This window comes from Photorhabdus sp. S10-54 (assembly GCF_963878145.1).
GTDB lineage: Bacteria > Pseudomonadota > Gammaproteobacteria > Enterobacterales > Enterobacteriaceae > Photorhabdus > Photorhabdus kayaii.
In genome coordinates this window covers 1-3,614 of the sequence record NZ_CAWNXG010000101.1, presented here as the reverse complement: position 1 = coordinate 3,614, position 3,614 = coordinate 1, and the positions used below count along the sequence as shown (strand labels likewise).

The 3,614-nt window shown below is 44.1% G+C and carries 1 protein-coding gene and 2 pseudogenes; 1 reads left to right on the top strand and 2 read right to left on the bottom strand.

Features of this window, described 5'->3' with window-relative positions:
- Positions 1-932 precede the first annotated feature (932 nt).
- Positions 933-1,360, top strand: a pseudogene (locus AACQ83_RS23595) (helix-turn-helix domain-containing protein); the annotation flags it as partial.
- 235 nt (positions 1,361-1,595) lie between these two features.
- On the opposite strand, the pseudogene AACQ83_RS23590 reads toward AACQ83_RS23595, so the two are convergent.
- Positions 1,596-2,599 (bottom strand): annotated as a pseudogene (locus tag AACQ83_RS23590) (IS110 family transposase).
- Positions 2,600-2,757: 158 nt separating this feature from the next.
- Positions 2,758-3,614: reverse transcriptase domain-containing protein (locus AACQ83_RS23585; RefSeq protein WP_255567003.1), on the bottom strand; the 857-nt coding region annotated here is incomplete at its 5' end.

The following is a 3,614-nucleotide window of genomic DNA, read 5'->3' as shown; positions in this document are numbered from 1 at the left end:
CTTTCCGGCAAATAAAAGTAATAGATCAAAATTGGCGATTACCGTCAACCCCACCGATGTCATCAATACAAAAAACCTGTGTAAGATCACACTATTTTTAAATCAGAAATACGGTGCGGAATGACGGTTCCATTTCGTTCCTGTTTTAGATAAATTTGATTAATTTCTGCAATTTCATTGACTGAAAACAAATTAAATAATTAGGGATTAGACAATTTTCATAGCTTATTATACATTACACGGAAATATAGTCTCAGATAAAAAATCATATCCGATATTATCTTATAACAACAAAGTAACACCGCCAACGTAGACATTGTAAACAAGATCAACATCCACATTAAAACTGTCCTCAACAGCTTTTAACTCTATATTATTACTAAATAACTTTCCAAAATGGTGCTACACCTTATCTACTAACAACCCTATGTATAACAATGACAATGGGTTGAAGGAAACCACGTGTAGCGGAATTATGAAACCTATTTAGTCATTTAAAACAAAACCAATATATAAAAAAGCGAAACCATGAAATTAAACCCCATTGAATCAGCCTAATATCACCATTAAGAAACACATTACCATTATCAAATTTCCAATTATTTTTATCAAAAAATATTTTCAACAATAATTCTACAATTAAACATATGATTGAAATGCCGAATCAGTCAAAAAAACAAAACAAAATTAACAATAAAATTCGTTTTAGATCACATAACAGATAATAACAACAATAACAAATAAACCTGACTAAATAACTAAACATGGGAATTATCACTTCCCTTATTTCGTCTTAATATAGAAACAATCCAATATGAAAAATATATACCGAATTATCATATCAAAGTTAAATTATTCAATATTCCTGACTATATACCCGTAATCATTGAAGATGCTTGATTTTATCCGAAATGGGGATCATTATCCTCACTATGAAAATATTTATTACATCAGAACAAAAAATCAAACTTGAGCGTCTTCACGACACCACTCGTGATGGTCAAGTACGAGACAGAATAAAAGCTATCCTTCTGGCTTCTGAAGGGTGGAGTTCTGTGATGATAGCCCAGGCATTGCGACTCCATCAGACCACCGTTGACCGCCATATCAGTGATTACCTTAATCAAGGTAAACTTAAATCTGATAATGGGGGGCTGATAGTTTGCTTTCTCGAAAGCAAACTGATTTTTTAATCAACCACTTATCTCAACATCTTTTCCATCACACACATGAAATCGTGGCCTATGTCGCTCAGCTCTGGAATATTACCTTTAGCATTCTAAGCATGAATAAATGGCTACATCGTCAGGGTTTTTCTTATAAAAATCTATGGTCACCCCCGTTTTTGCAACACAAATTTTGATGTATGGTGGGCTTGCGTAAATCTATTCGGCGTCTGGTGAGCAGTCATGCCCGCGCCACGATGAGTTCCGTGCCTGCCGAACCTTAAAAACCGGTCGGCTTCAGAGAGCCATTTTTTATATCAGGTTCATCAGCAGGCCGATATGCCGTTCATGTCATCAATTATCTGTCGTCGCAAAACCAGATGGTAACTGCTTAACTTACTGAGCTAACGCAGTTTTTCGTTGGCTCTTTTATTTAATGAACACCGTCTGATGTGCCGTAACGGCCCAGGCTATTCGTGCCAGTTTGTTCGCCAGCGCGCACGCCACAACGTTCGAGTGATGGCGGGCAAGCTGCCTGTTCACCCACTCTGCCAGACGCCCTGGATTATGCTCCAGCCGCTGCATAAAGACCCTGGCACACTGCGCCAGCAGCCGTCTCAGATTTTTATCACCCCGCTTGCTGATGCCCATCAGTGTCGTTTTTCCACCCGTGCTGTACTGGCGGGGAACCAACCCTGTTGAAGCCGCAAAGTCACGGCTGCTGGCATAGTTTTTACCGTCCCCCAGCCGCATGGCTAACAGACTCGCCGTTACCGGCCCAACGCCAGGAATGGTCAGCAGGCGTTGCGCGGTTTCATCTTCCGCCAGATGCGTTTTCAGTTCCTTATCGACTTCCTCAATTTCTCCGCTGAGGTAAACATAATGACTGTGGCGTCTGCTCAGAACCCTTGCCAGATAAGGCGGAAAGTCATTTTCTTCCAGCACAGCGGCCAGACGTCGTATCACGGCAATACCGCGCGGCAGACTGACGCCGAACTCCAGCAAAAAAGCGTGCATCTGATTGGTGGTTTTAACGCGTTGCCGTATCAGTGAGTCTCTGACGCGATGGAGGGCGGCCATCGCCTGTTGGTCTTCTGTGCGGGGGGCACAAAGCGCATGGAGGGCCGGGAAGCTGCCTCGCAGATAGCTTCAGCATCGACAAAATCGTTCTTGTTACTCTTAACAAAAGGACGGACGAACTGCGGAGAAATCAGCTTTGCCTCATGGCCTAAATCAGCGATCCGGCGAGCCATAAAGTGCGCCCCACCGCAGGACTCCATCACTACGGTTGCAGCCTTGCAGGAACCGAGAAAATTAATAAGCTGAGTGCGGGAAAACTTCTTACGCAGCAGGGCGTTACCCTGCCTGTCCTGACAGTGGACATGGAAGGAATGTTTACCGAGATCGATACCAATAAGCGTAACGTTTTGCATGATGGTTCCCTCTAAAATAAAATACCCTGCTAGCGTACCTCTCACAGGGTGGGGGGTGAGTAGAGCTGTCCGGTCACCCAGACAGCCCCCTCCGCAGAACCGGACGTGCGGAACTACCGCATCCGGCTCCCGACAGATCTATGTCCCCACACACATATTCAGCGAGAATTGAACATTGAACGTGTTTTCCATCTGGACGGATAACCCAGCATTTTTAAGATCAGATTCAGCTTCTTCCACGTCAATCGGCGACGTCCTCCTTGACGGTTGAACCATCGATAGATTATTCGCGTACTTTGGTAGATAAACTGCCCGACTCGTCTCTGGTTATCAGAAATACCGTGATAATTTATCCAGCCTCTGATGACTCTGATGACGGTATTCAGGATGAGCCTTTTGTCGGTTGCATTCAGATTCTTCCAGAGGAAATCCCTGAGGCCCTTCAATTTGGCGGCAAAACGGTCTTTTCGGCTGGTTAACTTCAACCGCCAGAAACCCTTTCGTGTTTTCCCCCAATAGCAGGTAAACCCCAGAAAGTTAAACGTCGGCAGGCGCTTTCCAGACTGGCTGGCTCTCATTGCCGCTATGTGACCCGCCGGAATTAACTGCGATTTGTCACTGTGCAGCTCAAGACCAAATTTATTCAGTCTTTTGGGTAGCGCCTTGTAAAAGCGTTTAGCTTCGCTGGAATATTGAAAGGTAAATACCCTGTCATCGGCATACCTCACCATCTCTGCCCGTCCATGAATATGAGAATGGCTGATTTCATCAAACCATTCGTCTATGACATGATGCAGGTAGATATTGGCCAATATTGGTGACAGAATTGAACCTTGCGGACACCCGCGCATATTGCGGGATGTCTCTTTATCCACTATGACGGGCGCCGTTATTAAGACCTCAATCAGTCTGAGAAAACGGCGATCTGATATCTTCTTCCGCAGTAAACTCATCAGCTCAATATGGGGTATTGTGTTGAAATACTTTCGGATGTCGATTTCCACAACCGTGCCAT